At 69.3% G+C, this 18,114-nt stretch carries 14 protein-coding genes; 7 read left to right on the top strand and 7 right to left on the bottom strand.

What is annotated here, in order from left to right; all coding sequences use genetic code 11:
- Nucleotides 1-698, bottom strand: a 698-nt coding sequence (locus tag M6444_RS17675; RefSeq protein WP_298330428.1) for a fumarylacetoacetate hydrolase family protein, incomplete at its 3' end; no start/stop codon positions are given.
- An 82-nt stretch (nt 699-780) separates the two neighbouring features.
- The gene (locus M6444_RS17680) at nt 781-1,662 is read right to left on the bottom strand and encodes a hypothetical protein (protein WP_298330431.1); all 882 of its coding nucleotides are present in this window, start codon (nt 1,660-1,662) and stop codon (nt 781-783) included.
- A gap of 108 nt (nt 1,663-1,770) precedes the next feature.
- Here M6444_RS17680 and M6444_RS17685 point away from each other — a divergent pair, with 108 nt between their 5' ends.
- Both M6444_RS17685 and M6444_RS17690 read left to right on the top strand, forming a co-directional pair.
- The gene (locus tag M6444_RS17685) at nt 1,771-2,973 is read left to right on the top strand and encodes a cupin domain-containing protein (RefSeq protein WP_363326416.1); all 1,203 of its coding nucleotides are present in this window, start codon (nt 1,771-1,773) and stop codon (nt 2,971-2,973) included.
- A 471-nt stretch (nt 2,974-3,444) separates the two neighbouring features.
- Nucleotides 3,445-3,783 carry a hypothetical protein gene (locus M6444_RS17690; protein WP_298330436.1) on the top strand — a complete coding sequence of 113 codons (339 nt, stop codon included), beginning with the start codon at nt 3,445-3,447 and terminating at the stop codon, nt 3,781-3,783.
- Between the two features lie 25 nt (nt 3,784-3,808).
- Here the strand turns inward: M6444_RS17690 and M6444_RS17695 are convergent, their stop codons facing one another.
- The 3 genes from M6444_RS17695 to M6444_RS17705 form a co-directional block, all read right to left on the bottom strand.
- Nucleotides 3,809-6,022 carry a hypothetical protein gene (locus tag M6444_RS17695; protein WP_298330439.1) on the bottom strand — a complete coding sequence of 738 codons (2,214 nt, stop codon included), beginning with the start codon at nt 6,020-6,022 and terminating at the stop codon, nt 3,809-3,811.
- 16 nt (nt 6,023-6,038) lie between these two features.
- On the bottom strand, nt 6,039-6,575 hold the full coding sequence (locus tag M6444_RS17700; protein WP_298330442.1) for a hypothetical protein: 537 nt from the start codon (nt 6,573-6,575) through the stop codon (nt 6,039-6,041).
- Between the two features lie 233 nt (nt 6,576-6,808).
- Nucleotides 6,809-8,005: a hypothetical protein gene (locus tag M6444_RS17705; RefSeq protein ID WP_298330447.1), complete on the bottom strand. Its 1,197-nt coding sequence runs from the start codon at nt 8,003-8,005 to the stop codon at nt 6,809-6,811.
- Between the two features lie 295 nt (nt 8,006-8,300).
- Between M6444_RS17705 and M6444_RS17710 the strand changes: the two genes are divergently transcribed.
- Nucleotides 8,301-11,618: a ThuA domain-containing protein gene (locus M6444_RS17710; RefSeq protein ID WP_298330450.1), complete on the top strand. Its 3,318-nt coding sequence runs from the start codon at nt 8,301-8,303 to the stop codon at nt 11,616-11,618.
- A gap of 21 nt (nt 11,619-11,639) precedes the next feature.
- On the opposite strand, the gene M6444_RS17715 is transcribed toward M6444_RS17710, so the two are convergent.
- Nucleotides 11,640-12,566 (bottom strand): hypothetical protein, encoded by a 927-nt coding sequence (locus tag M6444_RS17715; RefSeq protein ID WP_298330452.1) that lies wholly within the window; start codon nt 12,564-12,566, stop codon nt 11,640-11,642.
- Complete coding sequence (locus M6444_RS17720; RefSeq protein WP_298330454.1) at nt 12,566-13,486, bottom strand: ABC transporter ATP-binding protein; 921 nt, start codon at nt 13,484-13,486, stop codon at nt 12,566-12,568. The genes M6444_RS17715 and M6444_RS17720 overlap by 1 nt, the downstream gene beginning before the upstream one ends.
- A gap of 155 nt (nt 13,487-13,641) precedes the next feature.
- Here M6444_RS17720 and M6444_RS17725 point away from each other — a divergent pair, with 155 nt between their 5' ends.
- The 4 genes from M6444_RS17725 (at nt 13,642) to poxB (ending at nt 18,103) form a co-directional block, all read left to right on the top strand.
- Entirely contained in the window at nt 13,642-14,820 is a 1,179-nt protein-coding gene (locus tag M6444_RS17725; RefSeq protein WP_298330457.1) for a sensor histidine kinase, read from the top strand.
- Complete coding sequence (locus M6444_RS17730) at nt 14,817-15,515, top strand: response regulator transcription factor (protein ID WP_298330459.1); 699 nt, start codon at nt 14,817-14,819, stop codon at nt 15,513-15,515. The genes M6444_RS17725 and M6444_RS17730 overlap by 4 nt, the downstream gene beginning before the upstream one ends.
- A 20-nt stretch (nt 15,516-15,535) precedes the next feature.
- Complete coding sequence (locus tag M6444_RS17735; protein WP_298330463.1) at nt 15,536-16,312, top strand: Cof-type HAD-IIB family hydrolase; 777 nt, start codon at nt 15,536-15,538, stop codon at nt 16,310-16,312.
- A 72-nt stretch (nt 16,313-16,384) separates the two neighbouring features.
- The gene (poxB, locus tag M6444_RS17740; protein ID WP_298330466.1) at nt 16,385-18,103 is read left to right on the top strand and encodes a ubiquinone-dependent pyruvate dehydrogenase; all 1,719 of its coding nucleotides are present in this window, start codon (nt 16,385-16,387) and stop codon (nt 18,101-18,103) included.
- Nucleotides 18,104-18,114 lie beyond the last annotated feature (11 nt).

Raw genomic sequence — 18,114 nt, forward strand, 5'->3', positions numbered from 1 at the left:
TCGAACTTCTGGATGTCCCGCGCCGACCAGTCGTTGACCAGCACGAGGCCGAACACGTGGTCGGTGAACTCGGCGACGGAGACAGGGCTGCCCAGCTGCGATCCCGTGCCGACGACGAACCCGACCTCCGGCTCGATGTCCAGTCGCGTCGACGGGCCGTACTCGACGCCGTCGCCCATCGTCCGGAGGCCGCTGGGTCGCACCACGTCGCTGCCGGAGACCACCACGGTTCCGGCGCGACCGTGATAGCCGATGGGCAGATGCCGCCAGGCCGGCGGTAGCGCCGGGGAGTCCGGCCGGAAGATCTTGCCCATGTTCTCGGCATGCGCCTGGGACGAGTAGAAATCGACGTAGTCGGCGACGACGAACGGCTGATGCATCGTCGCCCGGGTCAGCGGAATCAGGTGCGGCTCGACGAGGTCGCGATTCGGCTCTTCGGTGACCAGTTCGGTGACCCATCCGCGGACCGCCCGCCAGGCGTCGGGGCCGAGGGCCATGAACGGGTTCAGGCTCGGCTGGGCGAACACGTGCGCGCCGTCGACCGCGGACACCGCCGCCAGCGGCGCCAGATCGAGAACATGATCGCCCACCGCGACGCCGACACGATGTTCCTCACCGTTGGCCGAGAACACGCCGTAGGGCAAGGTGTACGCGTCGAACGCAGCGTCGTCGGTGATGTCAAGCCAACTCGTGCTCACGTGTTCAGCTCCGCTCTCGCGTCTGGCTCCTGGTGGTTGCGCATGACCGTACCGGGCGCTGTCGCGCGGCACCGACGGCGGTTCACTGCGGGGGTGTGACCAGACCGAGGTCGATCAGGTCGGTCAGCGGCTCGTCGATGCTGCATGATCCGTACGACGCGAACCACCGGCGTAGGCGCGTCGTGTGCTCGGGCGACAGGTCGCGCACCTGGGCGACGAGCTGGTCGGCGTCGTCGAGGTCGAGGACGGCGACGATGTCGTCATGGTCGCCGCCGTCCAGCCCGCGGGCGACGCCGAGCAAGACGTTGAGGAAGCCGTGCTCGGTCGCGCCGTCCGGGCCGGGATGGCGTACAGCGCGGTGCAGGCCCGCGGTGAGTTTGACGGCGACGCCGCGATCGAGGCAGGCCAGCACGAACGCGGCGACTTCGCTCGACGACGGGTAGGCCGACGCGTCGGCGCCGCCGGTACGCAGCTTCGCGCGATAGCCGGACTCCGCGATGACGTCGAGGGCTGATTCCCAGCCCGGCGCTCGCGGCACCTCGAGGTAGGCCGGTTCCTCGTCGTCCGAGCCGCCCATGGCGGCGTCCAGCGCGGCGACGATCCGGCGCGCGGAGTCGGCGAGCGGCTCGCCGCGGATCGGGATCTCGACGCTGCGCAGGGTGAGTTGAGAATCGTTGGCGACCTCGTCGACGGCTTCGAGGACGCCCGCGGTCCCGGTGTCCACGATGACCGTCACGCCCAGCGGCTCGTCGCCGTCGTCGGCCAGGCGGCGCAGGTCTGGCAGCTGCGACGCCGGGCACAGGAGCGGGCCGACGAGCGACGAGTACCAGGCGCTGCGGTGGCGGCGATGGGCTGGCACGGCATCGGCGAGCGGCATGTTCCCGGGCGGGAAGACGGCGGCATCGTCGACCAGCCGGTCGAACAGCGGGGGCACCGTGGGCGGCATCGGGGACGTCGTGGTCATGGCCTCATTCTCTCGCTCGCACTCGCTTGACAGCATTCGCCCTATCGCCGACGCTGGTCGATATATGGGAAGCTATGTCCGATAATCGGATTATCGGTGGTGTCCGAGATGTACTACCGCACCGTCGGGGAGATCCCGCCCAAGCGGCACACCCAGTTCCGTCGACCTGATGGTGCTCTGTACTACGAGGAGCTGATGGGCGAAGAAGGCTTCTCGTCGGATTCGTCGCTGCTTTACCACGCCGGCGTTCCCTCGGCGATCGTCGACTCCCGAGTTTGGGAGCTGCCCAACGCCCGCACCGTGGCGAACCATCCACTCAAGCCGATGCACCTCAAGACGCACGATCTGTTCCCGCGCAACGAGTGGAAGTCCCAGGACGTCGTCACCGGTCGCCGGATGCTCCTGGGCAACGGCGACGTTCGCATCGCCTACGTCGCCGCCGGCGAGTCGTCGCCGCTGTACCGCAACGCCATCGGCGACGAATGCGTGTACATCGAGGACGGCGAGGCCACCCTGGAGACCATGTTCGGCGTGTTGCAGGTGCGCGCCGGCGACTACGCGATCATCCCGCGCGCCACGGTGCACCGGTGGGTGCCGACGAGCGAGGGCCCGCTGCGCGCCTACTGCATCGAGGCGAACTCGCACATCGCCCCGCCGAAGCGGTACCTGTCCAGGTACGGGCAGTTCCTCGAGCACGCGCCGTACTGCGAGCGCGACCTGACTGCACCGAGCGAGCCGTTCATCACCGAGGGCCGCGACGTCGACGTGTACACCAAGCACCGCGGCCACGGGCCGTCCGGGCTGGTGGGCAGCATCGTCACCTACCCGACGCACCCGTTCGACGTCGTCGGCTGGGACGGCTGCCTGTACCCGTACACGTTCAACGTGGCCGACTTCGAACCGATCACCGGACGCGTGCACCAGCCCCCGCCGGTCCACCAGGTTTTCGAGGGCCACAACTTCGTCATCTGCAACTTCGTGCCCCGCAAGGTCGATTACCACCCGCTGGCCGTGCCGGTGCCCTACTACCACTCGAACGTCGACTCCGACGAGGTCATGTTCTACTGCGGCGGCGACTACGAGGCGCGCAAGGGCTCGGGTATCGGCCAGGGTTCGATCACGTTGCACCCCGGCGGGCATTCGCACGGTCCGCAGCCCGCGGCCATCGAGCGGGCCCTGGGCAAGGACTACTTCGACGAGTTGGCGGTCATGGTCGACACCTTCCGTCCCCTCGAGATCGGTGAAGCCGGGACCGAAACCGACGACGGCGCCTACGCGTGGAGCTGGAGCGGCCGCGGCCCGCAAGGCTGAGCCGGCGCGACGCGTCGGCGTTCGGCGTGGCACGGCGAAAGTGACCTCGTGGCACGGTGAAAGTGACCTCACGCGCCCGATATGTCCCCGTTTGTGGAACGCTTCAGCGTGCCACGCGATCCGGCGGCCTCGGTTGATCCCGGGCGACGGCGTCGGGTCAAGCCGGTGGATCCGGCCGGGACAGGCTGGGAAAGCGGCAAGCAAGCGACACCGGACATGATGCCCGCGGTATCGGACCGACTGATGAGGATCTTGTGGTGAAACGGGCATCGTTGTCCGCCCTTCTGCTCGTCTCTGGCCTGCTCGCGGCTGCGGCCGCATCACCGCCCGAGGCGTTGTCGCTGCCCGCCGAGGCATCGCCTCCTGACCAGGCCGAGGGCGTCGACGTCCCCGGACGCGCGGTTCCAGTCGCGGGCCGCGGCGTGAGCGGCTACTCCGGCGACGGCGGCGTGGCGGTCGATGCCTGGCTGCATGAACCGAACGACGTCGGACGGCATCCGCTGGATCGACCCGGACGGCACGATCACCACGACGCTGCGGCGCGACACCGACGAGGGCGACACATCGATCAGGCCGGCCGAGCTCGCGATCGGCCCGGGTGACGATCTCTACGTCATGGATTCCGCGCATCGGCAGGTCCTGGCCGTCGTCCGTCCTGGCGAGATGGCCGGACCGTTCCCGTGGGCGCCGGTCGGGTTGGCGTCCGGCGGTGTGCTCGTGCTCGGCGTCGCAGCCGTGTTCCTGGTGCGCCGACGGCGGCTCGACGCAGCGCAAACACCGGAGTCGGCGCAGGCCCGGTCCTTGGCATGAGCCGGCGGTGTGGCCCTGACCGGGTCTACTGGGCGCGCGAGCCGCGGCGGAGGAACATGATCACCGCTGCGCTCGCCAGCACGAGCACGACTGCGCCGGTCAGGGCCCACCGCAGCGTCCAGTCGTTCCCGCCGAGTGCGCCGGGCCGAACCAGAACGCGGACCCGTTCGGCTTCCGGGTCGACGAAGTAGAGGTTGCCGTGCGGGTCGAAAGCGAGCCCCGCCGCCTGCGGAGACCCGCTGAACCCGCCGTGCTCGCCTCTCGGCTTCTCCAGGACGGTCGTGATGGTGCCGTCGGCGACGCGGTGGATGCCGCCGTGGGTGCTGACGTAGACGGCGTCGTCGGGGCCGACGGCCACGTCGCTTTCGTTGAACAACGCCACGTGCACGTCTGCTGCGGCCTCGCCGTCGATGTCGTCGAACTCCTCGTCGAGCGCGGCAGCGTCATCGCCGGTGAGTGGGACCGTCTCGCCCGGTGCGTCGACCCGGTAGACGCCGTCGTTCGCCGAGCCGTAGGCGACGACGTAGGTGCGCCCGTCCGGTCCGACGTCGATGCCGTTGACCCGCCCGCCGTTGTCGGCATCGGTGAACTCGTCGGCCACGGTCGCGACGGTTCCGTCCGGCTGAAGTGCGAGCAGCCGCCCGCTCCGGAGGTCGGCGACGAGCAAGCCGTCGTCCGGTCCGCAGGCCAGATCGGCGGCGTTCAAGTGCGCTGCGTACGTGCGATGGCCGTCCGTCGCGGCTTGCTCGGTGGGGGATCCGCCACCCACGGTCACGACCTCGCCGTCCGGATACACCTTCACGACTGAGTTCCCTGCCGCCGCGTACAGTACGTCGTCGCCCGTGGTCATCGTGCGCACGAACTCCAGCGGGTGCCCGTGGTCCGGGTCGCCGGCGACCGGCGTGATGGTGCCGTCCGGCGTGATCCGCAGCAGCCGGCCGACATCGGCGAGGTAGACGACGCCGTCGTCGTCGACATGCAGCGTGGCGCTGCTCGGTCGGTCGAGGACGAGTTCGGTGCGTTCGGCTCCGGAGCTGTCAGGCTGCTGCGCGGTGAGCGTGACGAGCGTGCCAGGTTCCTCGTCGGCCCACGGATCAGCCGGCCGGTCGCCGTCGTCGGTGGTTTCGGTTGCGCAATCGCCGGCCAGCGCGTCACCGTCCGGCACCAGCGAGATCTTTCGCACCTGGCCGGGGGTGCTGGCATAGAGCTCGCCGTCCGGGCTGACGGCCACGTCGTCCAGACCCATGATGGCGGGGCCGACGGTGGTGACGGTGCCGTCCGGTTCGACCCGGCGAACATGACTGTTGTCGTGGTCGGCGACGTAGAGGCGATCATGCGAGTCGACGGCGATGCCGGCGATCACGGCGCCGAAGCGGGCCTGGGTGACCGGGCCGCCGTCGCCGTCGAAACCCACCGGATTCAGGCCGGTCACGGTGCTGATCGTGCCGTCCGGCGCGACTTGACGCACCACCTCGACGGTCTCGCCGTCGGCGCCGGTCTCATGAACGATGTACACGTTTCCGGCCGAGTCCGACGCGACCCTGGTCGGACTGGTGATCTTCGCCTCGGTGGCCGGGCCGCCTGCGCTGTCCTCGAGCCCGCGATCGCCGCCACCGGCGATCGCGGTGACGTTGCCGTCGGTGTCGATCCGGTAGACGCGGTCGGCTTTGCGGTCAGCCACGTAGATGCCCCCGGCGCCGGCCGCGAGGTCGGACGCGTAGAACTCGGCGGGGGTGGAATCTTGCTGATCAGCAGAGGCGACAGTGGTGAACGTGCCGTCGGGCTCGGGCCGGATGACCCCGAATGCGCCGCCGAGCAACACCGTTCTCTGCTCGTCGACGGCGACGGCTTGCGGATGATGCCCCGGTTCGAACGGTGCGGAGCCGTCGTCGCGGACGAGCGCTCGCACCTGCCCGCCCGGTTCCACGGCCCACACCCGTTCGTCCCAGTCGGCGATGATGTAGAGCTGACCGTCCGCGTCGACGTCGATCTTCACGTCGTCGGTGAACTTGAGGTCGCGCGCGTCACCACCATCAGGGACGTCGTCGGCATCGCCTCCGCCGGCCACCGTGACGACCTGGCCCGGTCGGAGGTCAGTGGGGGAGTCGGATTCATGGTCGTCCGCGCTTGGGGCAGCGACGGCCGCGGCGGCCGGGCCGGGTACTGATCCCGTCCCGGCCGCCGCCACCGTCAACAGTGCCGCAGCTGCCAGCAGACCCCAGGTTGGTCGAGCAGCCATGATCTTGTCGAGATCGTCAGGCGCACTCGTCCTGGACGTGCTGCTGGATGCGCTGGCCGGCCTGATCGATGTCACCCATCGCGTCGAGCTCGGCCACAGCGTCCGGGTCGGTCAGGTCGATGGTCGAGATCGTTTCGTACATGTCGGCCAGTGCCTGCCAGTCCTCGGCGATCTCCGCGGGAGCGACGGCGGCAATGCCTTGCAGCTGCTCGGCGAACTGGGAGTCGCCCTCGCCCGGAGCGGCGTTCATGCCGCTGAGGAAGTCGTTGCCCATCTCTTCGAGCGCCGCGCAGTAGTCCGAGGCGGAGCCGCCGTCGTCCGCTGCATCGTCGGCGTCCTCGGCGTCGTCGGCCTCCTCGGCCGCCGCGTCGTCCTGGTCGTCGGCTTGTTCCTGGCTGCTGTCGTCGGCGGCCGAGGCGGAGTCGTCGGAGTCGTCGGAGCCACACGCGGACGTGAGCAGCATGCCGAGGCCGATGATCGCGGCGGCTGCGCCGCGCAGGGCACGCCCGCGGCTGGACGTGAGGCTCGTGCGCGCCGGAATCGTCGAACTCATAGGTTTAGGTCTCCCTCATGTTTCATCATGGTGATGTCGTAGCGCCAGGTGCGTGACCGGCACGGTCAGTACAGCTGACTGTGGTTTCCAGTCGGTTCCTGGCAGCTTTCACCGCAAGATCGGATGCGGTGAGCAGCGTCGAGGAGTACCTGATGGTGGCTGTCGCGAGACCTCAGAGGTCCGACACGACGTCGTTGAGCTGGGACGTCGGCTGGATCAGTCAGCCGGACCGGTCACCAGTCGGCCTCTCGTGAGGCATACACGTAGCGCTGGCCGGGGTACTCGCTCTGCGACCAGATCTCACCATGCTGTGACCAATACGACACGTCCTCAGGGCCGATAGGCACCGCGCCGTTGTGCGGCGTCGCGTAGTCACCCGGCTGCCAGATGAACACGTCGCCGCGAGTGGACGAGCCGTTGCTGCGATGGATGTGGAAGGTTCCGTCGACCGACACCGCGCCTTGCATGCCCCGGATACCCACTGTGTACGCCCAGTCGGCGCGGGCGTAGCCGTCGGCGTCCGCGGCGATGTGGTGCGTGGCTTCGTCCATGTCGTAGCGCGCCATCCGGGTGTCGGTGCCGGGGTTGCCGTACTCGCTGACCAGGATGCTGTCCGGGCTGGTCGTGCGATCGAGCGACACCATGGAGTACCGGAACCGGGGTACGCCGCCGGCCGCGCTGGGCTCGTAGTGCGCCTGTTGAGGGAGGACGTAGCGGTAGTTGTGCGCGTGGTAGCTGCCGTCGGGTTGCCGGCCGATCGCGTTGCTGTCGCCGGTGGAGACCTGCATGAGGTCGTCCATGTCGAACACCCGCAGCCCGTTGTAGGTGTTGGCGACGTAGAGCTGGTCGCCGTACCACACGATGCCGCCGGCGTGGGCGTTGACCGGCCCGAACGACGCCTCGCCGTCGTCCCAGCGGGGTTCGACCAACAGCACGTGGCGGTAGTCCGGAGTCGTGCGGTCGGCCATGTCGACGAAGCTGATGCGTACCCCCATGTCGCGCCCGCTGTCCTTGTCGTACCAGCTGCTCAGGAGGGCTTCGCGCCCGTCGATCAGACCGGAGGCGTCAGCGTCGCCGGTGGTCGTGATGCCTTGGGGCATCCAGTAGCTCACGGAGTCGTCGCCTGAGTTCCAACAGAAGGACGCGCTGCGATGAGTGACGCTGGGCGTGCAGGCCCGGGCCGTACGGTTCGCGGAGTCCAGGACGTCGGCGACGTCGACGGTGCCGAGTTCGGTGCGCAACTCGTCCAGCAGGCCCGGATCGGTGTCGACACGTTCCAGTCGGATGCCGTCCGGGTCCGGCTGCGCCGCAGCGGGCTGGGCGGATTCGGCAGGGATCGTGACGAGCGCCGTGACGAGGGCGGTGATCAGCAGGGCGACGGCCGCGAGACGGCGGCGGACCGGGCCTGACGGTGCGTGCGCGAGGGTCATCGCGGGGCTCCCGAGCTCGGGGCTTTACCGCGAAGATTGCCACATTTGTCGATCTTCGTAAAGATCTAGGCCGTCATCCGGCTCATCGCTTGCGAGGTTGAGGCGCAGATCACGAGGCGTTCTGTCGTATCACCATGCGTGCATGGGTGGTGCGGCAGGGATTCGCATAGTGAACATGATCATTCAGGTGGGTGAAGGTCACTCTTGACCGATCAACTACCGGGTCTCTAGGCTGCGCGAAGGCGCTTGGAAAACGCTTACCAGTATTCGACCGCCCTGACCTGGGAGGACGATCATGGACCGTAACCTCGCCCCTCGACCCCCGGCCCGGACGGTCCGCAAGGCCGCCGTCGCGCGCTGGATCGCCGCGCTGGCCGGAACCGTTCTTGCCCCCTTCCTCGCCGCTGGGCCGCCAGCTCAGGCCGGCGCCGTCGACGCCGAGCCGGTCCAGCCCGCAGCCGACGAACCACGCTTCGACGTCCTGGTGTTCTCCGGGGTCACGAACTTCTACCACGACTCGATTCCGGCCGGGATCGACGCCGTGCAGCAGCTGGGTGCGGACCACGACTTCGCCGTGACCGCCACCGACGATGCGAGCATCTTCACCGACCAGGGTCTCCGGCCGTTCGACGTGGTCGTGTTCAACAACACGAACTCGACTCCGGACCAGGGCAATCTGCTCGACGCCGAGCAGCGTGCGGCGTTCCAGCGCTTCATCAACGGCGGGGGCGGGTTCGTCGGCTGGCACTCGGCCACCGGGACCGAACGGGACTGGCCGTGGTACGCCGAGCTGGTCGGCGCGAAGTTCCAGAACCATCCGGCTCCGCGGCCCGGACGGGTCGAGGTGCTCGACCAGGTGCACCCGTCGACGGCGGGCCTGCCGCAGCTGTGGGAGCGCACCGAGGAGTGGTACAACTGGCAGGCCTCGCCCAACGGTGACGTGCACGTCCTCACCGAGATCCGCACCACCGACGACCCCGAGGGCCTGACCGAGGGGCCGGAGCACGCGCATGCGTGGTGCCAGGTCTACGACGGCGGACGCTCGTGGTACACCGCAAGCGGCCACCACAGCGAGACGTTTTCCGAGCCGTTGTTCCTCGAGCACATTCTCGGCGGTATCGAGTGGGCGGCCGGCGTCGCACCGGGCGACTGCGCCGCCACCGAGTGGGACAGCTTCGCCAAGGTCCAGCTCGAAGACGACACCGACCTCGCCGACCCGTACGAGCTGGCCCCGTTGCCCGACGGCCGAGTGCTCTACATCCAGCGCACCGGCCAGATCAAGCTCATCCACCAGGACGGCGACCAGCCGACGACCACCCTGGCCGGCGACCTGGAACTCGACCTGCCGACCACCCGCACCGCGGACGGGCTGACCGGGCTGACCATCGACAACGACTTCGCCGACAACGGCTGGATCTACCTTCTCTACACCGTCCCGCCCGACGAACCGATCTATCGGCTGTCGCGGTTCACCCTGGTGGGCGACACCGTCGACATGGACAGCGAGCAGGTCATTCTCGAGTTCCCCATCTGGCGCAACGAGCTGCTGGCCAACGTGCACATGGCCGGCTCGCTGACCATGGACGACGACGGCAACCTCTACATCGCCACCGGTGACAACACCGACCCGTTCAACTCCGACGGGTACGCGCCGATCGACGAGCGCGACGGCCGCCGCGCCGCGGACGCCCAGGCCACCGCGGCCAACACGAACGACCTGCGCGGCAAGATCATCCGCATCCACCCCGAGGACGACGGCAGCTACACGATTCCCGAGGGCAACCTGTTCACCGGCGACGAGGACGGCGGCGGCAAGACCCGCCCGGAGATCTACGCGATGGGCTTCCGCAACCCGTTCCGGATCAGCTACGACGAGGCCAACGACGCGCTCCTGGTGGCCGATTACGGCCCGGACGCCGGCAACGACGACCCGCAGCGCGGCCCGGCCGGCCTGGTCGAGCAGAACCGTATCCTCGAGGCCGGCAACTACGGCTGGCCGTACTGCCTGGGCCCCAACATCGCGTTCGTCGACTACGACTTCGCCACCGGCGAGTCCGGCGCGGAGTTCGACTGCGCCGCCCCGGTCAACGACTCGCCGCACAACACCGGGCTGACCCAGCTGCCACCGGCACAAGAGCCGCTGATCTGGTACAGCCACCCTGGCCAGGGCAGCAACGGCGCCGACTTCCCCGAGGTCAGCGGCGGTGCGCCGATGAGCGGTCCGGTGTACGACTACGACGAGGACCTCGAGTCCGCCACGAAGTTCCCCGAGTACTACGACGGCCTCTGGTTCATCTACGAGTACGGCGGCAACTGGTACAAGACCGTGAGCGTCATGGGCGAAGCGGCGCCCAGCGACCGGTTCGAGCCGGCTGAGCCCGGTGACCTCCACTCCATCAACTCGTTCCTGTCCGCCGCGACGTTCACGTCTCCGTTCGAGGCCGAGTTCGGTCCCGACGGGTCCCTGTACGTCATGGACTTCGGCAGTGGTTCCGGGGTCGGGCGCGGCGACCACAACGACGGTTCGGGGATCTATCGCATCGACTACGTCGGCGGCGAGCAGGTCACCGAGCCGCGCGACCGGTGCTACGCGGGCTATCCCACCGACGTGCCGGTGTGGTTCGGTGAGCAGTCCGACTCCGGCGTGCCGAACTACGACGTCGGCGACGGCTGCACGATCATGGACGTGATCGAGCACGAGCAGCCGTTCGACAACCACGGCCACTTCGTCCGCACCGTGGGCGAGCTGACCAGCCGGCTACGCACCGAGGGCGTCATCACCGCACGCGAGCGGGCGGCCATCGTGAGCGCCGCCGCGTCGTCCGGCATCGGGACGGACCCAGTGCGCGACGATCCCGACCGGGCCGTGCCCGACGACAAGATCGGCGTCGTCGGGTACACGGTGCGAGACACCATGCCGGCTCCGGACACCGAAGCGACCTTGCAGGCCCTGGCCGCCTGCGGCTATCGGAACATCGAGCCGTCCAGCGGGCTCTACGGCTACACCGGCGCCGAGCTCGGTGCTCTGATCACCGGCGCCGGCATGGCAGCGCCGTCGGTGGGGCTGGGAGCGGACCAGATCGAGAACGACATCGACGGCGTCATCGAGACCGCGAAGGGCCTCGGCGCGTCGTACGTCCGCATCTCGGGCTCGGGCTCGTGGAGCCTGGCGGACTACCACCACATCGCCGACGTCCTCGACGAGGCCGGCGCGGTGGCGAAGGCCGCCGGTATCACGCTGGCCTACCACAACCACGGCTTCGAGTTCGAGATCCAGGACGGGGTCCGGCCCTACGACGTGCTGGTGCGCGAGACGGACCCGAACCTGGTCACCATGGAGCTCGACCTGTACTGGGCGGTCGACGCCGGCGCCGATCCGGTCGAGCTGTTCCGGCAGTATCCGGGCCGGTTCGCCTTGCTGCACGTGAAGGACCGGGCGGCCGACGGCTCGTTCGCCGACGTGGGCGAGGGGACCATCGACTTCGCCCGGATCTTCGCCTACGGCCGGCTGGCCGGTGTCGACTACTACTTCACCGAGCACGACCAGCCGGAACCGGACGGGATCTCGTCGGCGTGCGACAGCTACGCCAACCTGCGGGAGCTGCGCTACTGACGCCCGCACGCATCGGGGGGATCAGGCGAGGTCGCGGCGGCGCATGAGGATCGCCGCGGCCACCGTGAACACGACGATGTACACGGTCACGACGATCGCAGCGGTGGAACCGTCGAGGATGGTCTGCACGCCCGGCGCGCCGCCGTCGTCGGCCTGGGTGGCCTGACCCAGGGCCCCCGCGACGGAACCGGAGGCCGTGCCGGGCATCACGTCGGTGACGTACGACATGGCATCGAGCAGTCCGGACACGCCGCGCAGCAGGTTCTCGACGACGAGCGACCAGACCAGGCCCAAGCCGATGGCAACGGCCGGGCTGCGCGTCAACACGCCGATCAGCACACCTGCCGCCGCCCACATCGTCATGATCAGAGTCCCGCCGCCGACCGACAGCGCCAGCTCACCCCACGCGGGCCACGTGATCGGCTGCGACTCGACGGCCGCGATCAGCAGGGATGCGCCCAGATCGACTGCGAGGGTCGCGGCGATCACGACGAGGACCATCCCGGCCACGGCGGCCAACGTACCGCCGAACGCCGCCAACCGGCCCGGTCCCTGCGTCAGCACGGTCTTCCACGTGCCCCAGCCGTAACCGCTGCCGCTGGCCAGTGCCCCGAGGATCATCACGATGGCACCGCCGAACATCGGCATGCCATTGGCGAAGATGTCCGGGACGGCAGCCGGCAGGATGTCGGCGAGAAGTGCCTCGGGCGGCACGCCCTCCGAGGCGAAGTTCGCCGAGTCCGTGGCGTAGGCGATGTAGTTGAACACATAGCCGAACGTGAGGTTCAGCAGCAGCCAGGTGCCGACGAGTACCCACACCGCCGGCCACTTCCGCAGCCGCAGCCACTCGGCTCGGCTGCTGGCGATCAGTGCCGCCCCTGGCCGGCCTACTGGCTGCGCCGGCGCGCTGCTCGGGGCGGGCGATTCCGGCCTGGTTTCGGTACGCATCACACGACCTCCTCGGTCGTTGCGGAGTTTTCGGTCGAGGTCATCTCGAAGAAGACGTCCTCGAGGGATCGTTCGGAAAAGCGGACCTCGTACACGGCCGTGTCGGCCTCGATCAGCGCGCGGACGAGCTCCGGGGCGCGCTCCGCGCCGACCTCGACGTTGACGCCGTCGTCGAGCAGCTGCACCGCGTCCTCGCCGGCCACCTGCATCGACACCGCGAGAGCGCGATCCACGGGGGTGGCTCGGACGAACAGTGACCGCCCGCCGCGCAGGTCGTCGACGGTGCTTTCGGTCAGCAGGCGCCCGTCGGAGATGACGCCGACCCGGTCACAGATCTCCTGGACCTCGCTGAGCAGATGGCTCGAGAGCAAGACGGTCTGGCCCTGCTGAGCAAGCTCGACGATGAGCCGGCGCATGTCAGCCATGCCGGCGGGGTCGAGCCCGTTGGTCGGTTCGTCGAGGATCAGCAGATCCGGGCCGCCGAGCAGGGTCGAGGCCACTCCGAGACGCTGCTTCATGCCCAGCGAGTACGAGCGGAACGCGTCGGCGCCCCGCGCGGCCAGGTCGACCCGCTCGAGCGCTTCGTCGACGTCTCGGTCGCCGGCTTGCTGGTAGCGCGCCATCACGCGGAGGTTGTCGCGACCGGACAGGTACGGGTAGAAGCCCGGCCCCTCCACCAGCGCACCGGTGCGTGCGACGGCCATGGGGTCGCCCGGGGCGCTCCCGAGGACACTCGCGGTGCCGCTGGTGGGCCGGATCAGCCCGAGCAGCATCCGCAGCGTCGTCGTCTTGCCGGCTCCGTTCGGCCCGAGAAAGCCGTACACCTCGCCCTGGCGCACCGTGAGGCTCACGTGGTCCACGGCGAGGCGGTCGCCGTAGCGTTTCGTCAATCGGTCGGTGACCACGATGGTGTTCGTCATGACCCGAGCATGCGCGCCGGCGGTACTCGTGCGCGTCCGGCAGCAAGCGGCATCGGACGTACGCAGATCGGCGTAGGCGGGGTACGCGGGCCGACCGATGCCGCTGCCCACCTGCGGCGCTTAGGGTCGTCAGGTATCAGGGCAGGGATCCGGAGGTGTCAGTGCAGCGGCTCAAGGCGTGGGGCGCCGACGTCGGAGTGACGGTGGTGTTGCTGCTGGTCACGCTTGGTGGCATGGGTCCGGCCGGTGAGGACCAGCTCGACTGGGCGCGCGAGTTGGACGTGTGGGCCTACCTGCTGGCGGTGCTCGCCATCGTCCCGTTGGTGCTGCGCCGCAGGTACCCGGCGGCCGTACTGGCCGCCAACGCGCTGGCCGTGTCGGCCTACCTGGCCATCGGCTACCCCTACGGGCCGATCATGTTCACCATCCTGGTCGCGGCCTACACCGTCGGCTCCCGGCTGCCGCTGTTCCGCGCGGCGCGTTGGGTCGCCGCGTACTGGCTGGTCGTGTTCGCCCTCACGCTCGTACGCCACCTGGGCGACAGCCCGGACAACGCGTGGAACGCGATCGCCTTCATGACCATCGGCACCTTGGCCGCGTTCGCCGCGCCGCTGGCGATCGGCGCGGCGCTGCGGACCCGCCGCGAGTCCGAACGGGACGTGCGTGCGGCGATGGCGCGCCGAGCGGTGTCCGAGGAGCGCCTGCGCATGGCACAGGAGCTGCACGACTCGGTGGGGCACGGGCTGGCGGTCATCGCGATGCAGGCGGGGGTGGCGCTGCACGTCCTGGAGAAGAATCCGGTCAAGGCCCGCGAGGCGCTGATGGCGATCCGTGACACCAGCAAGGAGTCGCTGGACGGGTTGCGCGCCGAACTGCAGGCGCTGCGCACACCCGACGACACCGACGCGCCGCGCCGGCCCGCGCCGGGCTTGGCCGAGGCGGACGTATTGCTGGAGCGCATCCGCGCCGGCGGCATCGAGGTCGACGCCGAGATCGACGTCCGCGACGACGCCCTCCCGCCGGACGTGGCCGTCGCCGCGTACCGCATCATGCAGGAATCGCTCACCAACGTGTTGCGGCATTCCGGGGCGAGCCGGGCCCAGGTCCGAGTCCGGCGCGACGGCGCGGAGCTCACGGTCGACGTCGTGGACGACGGTTCCGGCGGGACGACCCGCCCGGGCGCCGACGGCGGCGGGACCGGTATCGCCGGGATGCGCTCGCGCGCCGAGGCGTTCGGCGGCACCCTGGACGCAGGCCCGGGTGTGGGCGGCGGCTTCGCGGTGCGTGCCCGGATCCCGATCCGGGAGGTTTCCGTGCCAGGATCGGCGTCATGACCGAGCCCAATACGCCCGGAGACGGCAGGCCTGGGCCGATCCGCGTGGTGATCGTCGACGATCAGACCCTGGTCCGCATGGGGCTGCGGACCCTGCTGGAATCCGAGGACGACACCGAACTGGCCGGCGAGGCCGACGACGGACGCACCGGGCTCGACGTCGTGCGCCGCGCCGCGCCGGACGTCGTCTTGATGGACATCCGGATGCCGGGGATGGACGGGTTGACGGCGCTGCGCGAGATCACCGCCGATGCTGCGCTGACCGACGTCAAAGTGATCATGCTGACCACGTTCGAGCTGGACGAATACGTCTTCGAAGCCTTGCGCAACGGCGCGAGTGGCTTCGTCCTCAAGGACTCCGCGCCCGACGAGCTGCTGCAAGCCATCCGGGTGGTCGCCGACGGCGCGTCGCTGTTGTCGCCGTCGGTGACGCGCCGGGTCATCGACCGGTTCAGTGCGCGAGACCTGCCGGCGGCCACGCCCCATCCGGAGCTGGACCGCTTGACCGAGCGCGAGCGCGAGATCGTCGCATGGGTCGCCACCGGCAGGTCGAACGACGAGATCGCCGAGGAGCTCGTCGTCAGCCCGGCCACCGTACGAACCCACGTCAGTCGGGCCATGGTGAAGCTGCACGCGCGCGATCGCGCGCAACTGGTGGTCTTCGCCGTGCAGTCCGGCCTGACTCAGCCGGGGTGAGCCGCGTCGTGGTGCCACGGGTGATCGCCACCGATCTCGACGGAACCTTGCTGCGCTCCGACGGGACGGTCTCGCCGCGCACCCGCGCTGCCTTGGCCCGTGCCGAGCAGCACGGTTGTACGGTCCTCTTCGTCTCCGCCCGCCCGCCGCGCTGGATCGACGAACTGGCCGACGCCGTCGGCGACCACGGCCTGGCGATCTGCGCGAACGGTGCACTGATCTACGACGTGCACGCCCGTGCCGTCATCGAACGACACAGCCTGGCCGGCGATGTCGCGCTGACCGTCGCCCAGGCGATTCGCCAGGTCGCACCTGGCGTGAGCTTCGCGATCGAACGCGACCTGGGGTACGGGCACGAGCCGGACTTTCCGGGGCGCTGGCCGGCGCCCGAGGACACCGTCGTCGCCGAACTCGACGCGCTGCTGATCGAGCCGGTGGCCAAGCTGCTCGCCTTGCACCAGAAGCTCGACGCTCAGGAGTTCATCGCGCTGGCCAGCGCCGCCGTCGGTGATCTGGCGGCTGCGACCCATTCCGGCCACGCCGCGGTGGTGGAGATCAGCGCAGCGAACGTGTCGAAGGCGACCTCGCTGGCCCGGTTCTGCGCCGAGCGCGGCATCGGCCCTGCCGACGTCGTCGCCTTCGGCGACATGCCCAACGACGTCCCGATGCTGGCCTGGGCGGGGAAGTCGTACGCGGTTGGCAACGCGCACCCGGCCGCGGTGGCCGCCGCCGATCACCGGTGCGCGAGCAACGACGAGGACGGCGTGGCCCGGGTCGTCGAGGGATGGTTCGGCTAGCGTGAAATCCGGCCCGCTGGGTAGGTGCGACACCAGGCGGGCCACGGGGTCCGCGGTTCTCGAAGGAGACTGATGGCCACCGTTGCCGATTTCATCGCCGACACTCTCGTCGCCAGCGGTGTACGCCGCGTCTACGGCATCCCCGGTGACTCTCTGAACGGGTTCACCGAGGCTCTGCGCACGCGTCCGGAGCTGGCGTGGCTGCTCGTCCGCCACGAGGAGGCCGCCGCGTTCGCCGCCGCGGCGGAGGCCGAGGTGACCGGCGAGCTCGCGGTGTGTGCCGGAAGCTGCGGGCCCGGCAACCTGCACCTGATCAACGGTCTGTACGACGCGCAGCGATCGCGCGTTCCGGTGCTGGCCATCGCCGCGCACATTCCCAGTGAGGAGATCGGGTCCGGCTACTTCCAGGAGACCCACCCGCAGGAGCTGTTCCGCGAGTGCAGCGTCTACGTCGAGCACGTCGCCCATGCCGAACAGGCGCCCCGCCTGCTTCGCATCGCCATGCGCGAGGCCATCTCCAAGCGCGGTGTCGCCGTCCTGGTCATTCCCGGCGACGTCGGGTTGAGCAAGGTCGACGCCGAACCCGAACGCATCACCGCCGCGCCGGCCCGCACGGCGCCCGATCCCGGCGCACTGGCCGGTGCGGTCGACGCGCTCGACGCCGGATCGAAGGTGACCATCCTCGCCGGTGCGGGCTGCCGCGACGCCCACGACGAGTTGGTCGAGTTGGCCGGCGTGCTCAAAGCTCCGGTCGTGCATGCCATGCGCGGCAAGGAGTTCGTGGAGTACGACAATCCGTACGACGTCGGCATGACTGGCCTGCTCGGGTTCTCGTCGGGCTATCGCGCGATGGAGCGCTGCGACACGTTGCTGATGCTGGGCACCGACTTCCCGTATCAACAGTTCTTTCCCCGCAATGCGACCGTCGTCCAGGTCGATGTGCGCGGCGCGCAGCTCGGTCGCCGGACCAAGGTCGACATCGGCCTCGTCGGCGGCGTGAAAGAGACCATCCAGGCGCTGTTGCCGCAGCTGACGGTGAAGCAGTCGAGCAAGCACCTCGACACCATGGTCAAGCACTACGCACGGGCCCGGAAGGAGCTCGACGCGCTGGCTACGCCGAGTCGTGGTTCGGCGCCGATCCACCCGCAGTACCTCGTCCGGCTCATCGACGAGGCCGCCGCCGACGACGCCGTGTTCATTCCCGACGTCGGCTCACCGGTGGTGTGGGCTGCGCGCTACCTGCACATGAACGGCGCCCGGCGGCTGATCGGGTCGTTCAACCACGGCTCTATGGCCAACGCGCTGCCACACGGCATCGGCGTGCAAGCCGCCTTCCCGGATCGCCAGGTGGTGGCTCTCGCGGGAGACGGCGGGCTGAGCATGCTCATGGGTGAACTGATCACGCTGACCCAGACGCGGCTGCCGGTGAAGGTCGTCGTGTTCAACAACTCCTCCCTGAACTTCGTCGAGTTGGAGATGAAGGCCGCCGGGTTCGTGACCTTCGGGACCTCACTGGACAACCCGGACTTCGCCAAGGTCGGTGACGCCTTGGGGATCAAGGGTTGGCGGGTGGAGCGCTCCGATGATCTCCCGGCCGCGGTCAAACAGTTCCTCGCCCACGACGGACCGGCCATTCTCGACGTGCTGACCGACCGGCAGGAGCTGTCGATCCCGCCGGCCATCACCTTCGAGCAGGCCAAGGGGTTCGCCCTGTTCGCCGTGCGCACGGTGCTGTCCGGCAAGGGCACCGAGCTCATCGACCTGGCCCGGACGAACATGCGCCAGCTCTAGGCACCCACATC

Source organism: Haloactinopolyspora sp. (assembly GCF_027324685.1).
GTDB lineage: Bacteria > Actinomycetota > Actinomycetes > Jiangellales > Jiangellaceae > Haloactinopolyspora.

Excerpts from the sequence above, each read along its gene's own strand:
- M6444_RS17680 (WP_298330431.1), bottom strand. The coding sequence starts at position 1,662 with ATGACCACGACGTCCCCGATGCCGCCCACGGTGCCCCCGCTGTTCGAC.
- M6444_RS17685 (WP_363326416.1), top strand. The coding sequence starts at position 1,771 with ATGTACTACCGCACCGTCGGGGAGATCCCGCCCAAGCGGCACACCCAG.
- M6444_RS17690 (WP_298330436.1), top strand. The coding sequence starts at position 3,445 with ATGAACCGAACGACGTCGGACGGCATCCGCTGGATCGACCCGGACGGC.
- M6444_RS17695 (WP_298330439.1), bottom strand. The coding sequence starts at position 6,022 with ATGGCTGCTCGACCAACCTGGGGTCTGCTGGCAGCTGCGGCACTGTTG.
- M6444_RS17700 (WP_298330442.1), bottom strand. The coding sequence starts at position 6,575 with ATGAGTTCGACGATTCCGGCGCGCACGAGCCTCACGTCCAGCCGCGGG.
- M6444_RS17705 (WP_298330447.1), bottom strand. The coding sequence starts at position 8,005 with ATGACCCTCGCGCACGCACCGTCAGGCCCGGTCCGCCGCCGTCTCGCG.
- M6444_RS17710 (WP_298330450.1), top strand. The coding sequence starts at position 8,301 with ATGGACCGTAACCTCGCCCCTCGACCCCCGGCCCGGACGGTCCGCAAG.
- M6444_RS17715 (WP_298330452.1), bottom strand. The coding sequence starts at position 12,566 with ATGCGTACCGAAACCAGGCCGGAATCGCCCGCCCCGAGCAGCGCGCCG.
- M6444_RS17720 (WP_298330454.1), bottom strand. The coding sequence starts at position 13,486 with ATGACGAACACCATCGTGGTCACCGACCGATTGACGAAACGCTACGGC.
- M6444_RS17730 (WP_298330459.1), top strand. The coding sequence starts at position 14,817 with ATGACCGAGCCCAATACGCCCGGAGACGGCAGGCCTGGGCCGATCCGC.
- poxB (WP_298330466.1), top strand. The coding sequence starts at position 16,385 with ATGGCCACCGTTGCCGATTTCATCGCCGACACTCTCGTCGCCAGCGGT.